Below are 5782 nucleotides of genomic sequence, written 5' to 3'. Positions count from 1 at the left end.
TTAACCATTGGGTTATTGACCGCTTCGGTACTGTTGTTTTTCCGCTTCCAGACAAGAACGAAATTACTTATTTCAGCAGCAAACACTTAAGCTGTTGTGGCTTCCTGCCAGCCTTGATTTAGCGCATTAAGGAAGGTTTCTGCAGGTTGGGCGCCAGAAATGGTGTATTTTTCTTTAATGATGAAAAAAGGAACGCCAGTAATGCCGATGGTTTGAGCCACCTGTTCATCATACCTCACTTCATCGGTAAAGGCATCGCTTTCCAGCATTTCTTTCACCACTTGTGCATCCAAACCTATTGCTGTACCTAATTGTACTAAAGTATCTTTATCGGCAATGTTTTGCGCATTGACGAAGTGTGCCTTAAATAAAGCTTCTTCAGCCTGCTCAGCAAGGCCTAAAGATTTGGCTAATTGTATCAGGCGATGGCCGTCAAATGAATTAGCGATTACCATATCATCGAAGTTAAAGCTCAATCCATTTTCTGCGGCCGACTGGCTAACATACTGATGCATTTCTTTAGACCATTCCAAACTTTGGCCTTTCGCTGCTGCAAGGTAGGCATAAGCATTTTGACCTGGCTGTGTTTTAGCCTGTGGATCCAGCTCAAAGCTGTGCCATTCCACTTCTACCTGGTCTTTATGTTCAAACAGTGCCAATGCGGCCTCAAACTTTCTTTTTCCTATATAACAAAACGGGCATCTTATGTCCGACCAAATGTCTATTTTCATATCTCTTGTTTTTTAAAATATTGAGGCTATAAAACCTCTATGCCCCTTATTTATGTTCTACTTTATATATAGTAGTTTGTTTATATACTTCTCCCGGATGCAATAAAGTTGATGGAAATTCTGGTATGTTGACTGCATTTGGGTGATGTTGGGTCTCCACACAGAATGCATCTGAGCTACCATAATTTCTGCCTTTTTTACCATTTTTTACTGATAGAAACTTGGCTGTATAAAAATGCGCAACAGGTTCAGTGGTATAAATAGATAACTTCAAACCACCATTCTCTTCCGTTGTTTCAGAAGCCAGGGTTAACTCCCCATATTGTTTGTCTAACACAAAAGTTTGATCGTAACCTGTTTTCCTATCCCAATCCTTATTGATCGCTTTAGGGCCTAAAAAGTCATACATGGTGCCTTCAACGGGTATTTTAACACCAGTCACTACATAATTATCATCTTGCTGAAGGTAATAGCTTGCAGGCATTCTATGCACATGATTTCTTATGTTTCCACCTTCAGGTGCCAGGTTGAAATAGCTATGGTGTGTTAAATTTACCGCGGTAACCTCATCAGTTTCTGCTCTAAAATCCAGGATCAATTCATTTTCCTCTGTTAATTTAAAGGTCAACTGTACGGTTAATGTTCCGGGGAAACCTTCTTCCCCTGCAGGGCTCACATATTGTAAAGTTAAACTCGGATCTACGGTAGGCAATATGTCCCACACTTTCCTATCAAAACCAATATCACCACCATGCAGCGTATCCGGACCTTTTGCCTGGGAGAGTTGATAAGTGTGATCGCCTATATTAAATTTACCACCTTTAATTCTGTTAGCGTAACGGCCAATGACAGCACCGAGGTAAGGGTAGTTTTCTAAATAATCTTCATTGATGTAGCCAGAAAAATCGTCAAAGCCAAGCACAATATCTTGCTTGTCGCCGTGGGCATTCACCACCACAAAGTCACTGATAATAGCCCCATAGTTATATATTTTTACATAAGTACCTTGATTATTAGTGAGTTCTATAGCGAATATTTGTTTTCCATTAATAACATGATTTGTCTTGATCAGTTTTGCTTTCATATTGGTATCTTGTGAAGAATTTTAATCTAAACAATACTATCAATAGTTTACTTAAAACAAGAACTTAATTTAAAATTTTTACAATGAAAACGGATTTAGAGCGCAAATTCCAGGAGTTTTATCAGCATGAGGCTATAGCCAGCTACTACACTCCCGGAAGAGTTAATTTAATTGGAGAACATATTGACTATAACGGTGGTTTAGTGATGCCTTGTGCAGTAACTTTAGGAACATGGTTATCTATTGCGCCTAATAACGATCAAGTGATCAGGTTTAGAAGCCTTAATTTCCCTGAAGAAAGCACCATTCCCCTTCAAACTGCCTATACCAAAACCGGTCCTGAATGGTACAACTATCCTTTAGGCATTTTTAATGAAATTTTAAAAGAAAAAGAATTAACGCAAGGCTTAGACTTACTCTTCGTTGGTAATATTCCTATTGGTTCAGGTTTATCTTCCTCAGCTTCTATTGAAGTTGTGATGGCTTATGCTTTGAATGATTATTTTGACCTTGGCTTTAGCAAATTAGAATTGGTGCTGATGTCTAAAAGAGTGGAGAATGACTTTATAGGCGTAAACAGCGGCATAATGGACCAGTTTGCGGTTGCTTTTGGTGAAAAAGAAAAAGCAATTGTTTTAGACTGCGACTCGTTGAAATACAGAATTGTAGATTGTGATACCAAGGATTATGTATTGGCTATTATCAATACCAATAAACATAGAAAACTTTCAGAATCTAAATACAATGAAAGAGTTCAGGAGTGCCAAACGGCCTTAGCCTTATTGAACCAGGAAATTAAACTCAATAACCTGTGCGAGCTGACTGCAGAGAAATTTGCCCTTCACGAGCATTTAATTACAGACCCGGTTATTTTAAAAAGAGCAACACATGTAATTACGGAAAACGATCGGGTGAGCGCTGCTGCAAAAGCACTCAATGATGGTAATTTAATGGATTTCGGTCGTTTAATGTATGCTTCTCATCATTCTTTAAAAGAATTGTATGAAGTTACAGGTTTAGAATTAGATACAGTTGTTGACTTCTGTGAGGACTATCAGCATGTAATTGGCGCAAGGATGACCGGCGCAGGTTTCGGCGGCTGTGCTATTGCCTTATTAGAAAGAGGATTTGAAGAAGACTTTAAGGAAAAATTAAACACTTTCTATACTGAAAAAGTTGGCTATGCCCCTACCGTTTACATCACGCATATTGGTAATGGTGCATCAAAAATTTAATTTTACTTTTGTAAAATGCAAAAGTTAAAATTAGATGACCTTAACCGGGTAAGTGTTGAAGCCTTTAAAGAACAAGATAAATTACCGGTCGTTGTGGTATTGGATAATGTGCGCAGCATGCATAATGTAGGTTCTGTTTTTAGAACGGGTGATGGATTTGCTATTGAACGTATCGTTTTATGTGGCATTACTGCTAATCCACCACACCGCGAGATTGAAAAAACAGCGCTAGGTGCTACCCTTTCCGTTGATTGGGAACACTATGAGGAAACCACCAGTGCCATTACTGCCCTGCGTGAGCAAGGCTATACCATCATTGCAATTGAGCAGGCACACAAAAGCACCATGCTTAATACTTTTAAGCCAGACAGCAACAAAAAATATGCACTGATCTTCGGTAATGAGGTAGATGGTGTTAGTGAAAAAGTAATGGCCATGATTGATGAATGTATAGAGATCCCTCAATTTGGCACTAAACATTCATTTAATATTGTGATCTCTGCAGGCATTGTACTCTGGGATTTCTTTGCTAAACTGCGACTTTCTTAAATTTAATAAATACAAAAAAGAGCTTATAAAGCAACGTTGTAATCAATTATAAGATAAATTTTTAAAGGCCGGAAATTCATATATTTTCCGGCCTCTTTTTTTGAATGTATCTTTAGGTTACCTTAATCATCACTAATCCCTCGCTAACCTATTACTAACCCATCACTAACCTATAAGCCAGACTTGCTACCGGTTTGCTACCGGACAGTTCCGGGGCAGGTAGCGAAAATCCGCTAGCAGCTCCCTACCTGGTCCCTACCAAGCGCGGATCAGGAGTTAGCCATCAGTTACTGAATGGTAACCGAAAATCAAGACAATAACCATTTACAATTCATTCATTTAATACTTAAAGCTTGCTCCCATATATGTAGCGTTTGAACAGGAACTTCGTAGAATTCGATTATGAATTCTGTTGAATTTGAATAGGAACTTCGTTGATTTCAAATAGGAACTTTGTTGAATTCCAATAGGTACTTTGTAGAGTTTAAATATAAACTTTATAGAGTTTGAATAGGAACTTTTTAAAATTCGAATAAGTAAAGGTTTAAATAAAAAGGCAATAAAAAACCTGCACTCATGATACATGAGGCAGGCTTTTAACTATTAACCTATTGTTCTTTATGCGAATGGAATTCCATCCTTACTAGATAATTTGCTATAACCCATTAAGTATTCATCAACTTTACGAGCTGCCTCACGGCCTTCAGAAATTGCCCATACCACCAATGACTGACCTCTTCTCATATCACCTGCGGCAAATATTTTGGCAATATTGGTTTGGTATTTACCTTCTTCAGCTTTAACATTGCCACGGTTATCCAATTCAATGCCTAATTTTTCGATTAAGCCTTCTTTTTGAGGATGTAAAAAACCCATGGCCAGTAAAATAAGCTGACAAGGTAATTCGCGGCTAGTGCCTTCCACTTCTTTGAAATTTACAGGGCGACCATTAGCATCAATTTCCCATTCTACATCAACAATTTTCAGGCCTTTTAAATTGCCTTGTTCATCTTTGATGTATTCTTTTGAATTGATGGCCCATGCACGCTGACAACCTTCCTCATGTGATGAGGTTACTTTCAAAATCATCGGGAAAGTTGGCCAAGGCATATTTGGTGTACGTGTTGCTGCTGGCATTGGCATAATCTCAAACTGGGTAACCGATCTAGCCCCTTGTCTGTTTGATGTTCCAATACAATCTGAACCTGTATCACCACCACCAATCACGATCACATCTTTGCCAGTAGCTAAGATTGCTTCCTGCTCCACTTCAAAATTCCTTACTCTTTTGTTTTGCTGCTTTAAGAAGTCCATAGCAAAATGAACCCCATTAGCCTCACGACCAGGAATATTTAAATCTCTCGGGATGGTAGAACCGCCCGCAAGAATGATGGATTGATATTCTCTTAAAAGTGTGTTCAGCTCTACATTGACACCAACATTGGCGTTGCATTTAAAGATGATACCTTCTTTTTCCAATAGGTTGACCCTTCTGGTTACGATATCTTTTTGGAGTTTAAAGTCAGGAATACCATAGTTCAATAATCCACCTGGCGTGTCATCACGTTCGTAAACAGTAACTTCATGACCAGCTTTATTTAACTGTGCTGCAGCAGCTAAGCCTGCAGGACCTGAACCAACAACGGCTACTTTCTTTCCGGTTCTGATCAATGGTGGTTCAGCCTTGATGTAACCTTTGGCGAAAGCCATTTCTATAATGTGTTTCTCTATCTCTTCAATCGATACAGGCGATTTGTTAATGCCCAATACACATGCAGATTCGCATGGTGCAGGACAAATTCTGCCTGTAAATTCAGGAAAGTTATTTGTGCTCAATAAAATAGAAGTCGCTTGCTCCCAGTCGGCACTGTATACGGCATCGTTAAATTCAGGGATCACATTACCTAGGGGGCATCCCGATTGGCAAAATGGCACCCCACAGTCCATACAACGTGCAGCTTCTCTATTGATCTGATCAGCATGATACAAATGAACAAACTCATTATAGTGCTGCAGACGTGTTTTTGCATCTTCTTTTACAGGAGCAGTTCTTTCATATTCTAAAAATCCGGTTACTTTTCCCATGATTAAGATATTTTTAATTTAGAATTTCTTTTCAATAATACAGCTTTGTATTCTTTAGGGAATACTTTAACAAAATGAGCAGATTGAGTAGCCCAATC

5 protein-coding genes are annotated in these 5782 nt (G+C 38.7%); 2 read left to right on the top strand and 3 right to left on the bottom strand.

The annotated features are described in order from the left end of the window. Nucleotides 1-86: 86 nt before the first annotated feature. Nucleotides 87-731 carry a DsbA family oxidoreductase gene (locus tag ACR2F7_RS12515; RefSeq protein WP_432713894.1) on the bottom strand — a complete coding sequence of 215 codons (645 nt, stop codon included), beginning with the start codon at nt 729-731 and terminating at the stop codon, nt 87-89. 46 nt (nt 732-777) lie between these two features. Then, nucleotides 778-1815: an aldose epimerase family protein gene (locus ACR2F7_RS12510; protein ID WP_432713893.1), complete on the bottom strand. Its 1038-nt coding sequence runs from the start codon at nt 1813-1815 to the stop codon at nt 778-780. An 83-nt stretch (nt 1816-1898) separates the two neighbouring features. Between ACR2F7_RS12510 and ACR2F7_RS12505 the strand changes: the two genes are divergently transcribed. After that, complete coding sequence (locus tag ACR2F7_RS12505) at nt 1899-3050, top strand: galactokinase (RefSeq protein ID WP_432713892.1); 1152 nt, start codon at nt 1899-1901, stop codon at nt 3048-3050. Between the two features lie 15 nt (nt 3051-3065). Further along, entirely contained in the window at nt 3066-3599 is a 534-nt protein-coding gene (locus ACR2F7_RS12500; RefSeq protein WP_432713891.1) for an RNA methyltransferase, read from the top strand. A 618-nt stretch (nt 3600-4217) separates the two neighbouring features. Here ACR2F7_RS12500 and ACR2F7_RS12495 read toward each other — a convergent pair. Further along, entirely contained in the window at nt 4218-5684 is a 1467-nt protein-coding gene (locus tag ACR2F7_RS12495) for a glutamate synthase subunit beta (protein WP_432713890.1), read from the bottom strand. Between the last annotated feature and the right edge of the window lie 98 nt (nt 5685-5782).

It is taken from the genome of Pedobacter sp. (genome assembly GCF_045628745.1).
Classification (GTDB): Bacteria; Bacteroidota; Bacteroidia; order Sphingobacteriales; family Sphingobacteriaceae; genus Pedobacter.
Note: the sequence above shows the minus strand (reverse complement) of the source record. Positions and strands in the feature narration are given on the sequence as shown.

What these genes read in the sequence shown, in the direction of transcription:
- ACR2F7_RS12510 (WP_432713893.1), bottom strand. Translation starts at nt 1,815, where the DNA reads ATGAAAGCAAAACTGATCAAGACAAATCATGTTATTAATGGAAAACAA.
- ACR2F7_RS12505 (WP_432713892.1), top strand. Translation starts at nt 1,899, where the DNA reads ATGAAAACGGATTTAGAGCGCAAATTCCAGGAGTTTTATCAGCATGAG.
- ACR2F7_RS12515 (WP_432713894.1), bottom strand. Translation starts at nt 731, where the DNA reads ATGAAAATAGACATTTGGTCGGACATAAGATGCCCGTTTTGTTATATA.
- ACR2F7_RS12500 (WP_432713891.1), top strand. Translation starts at nt 3,066, where the DNA reads ATGCAAAAGTTAAAATTAGATGACCTTAACCGGGTAAGTGTTGAAGCC.
- ACR2F7_RS12495 (WP_432713890.1), bottom strand. Translation starts at nt 5,684, where the DNA reads ATGGGAAAAGTAACCGGATTTTTAGAATATGAAAGAACTGCTCCTGTA.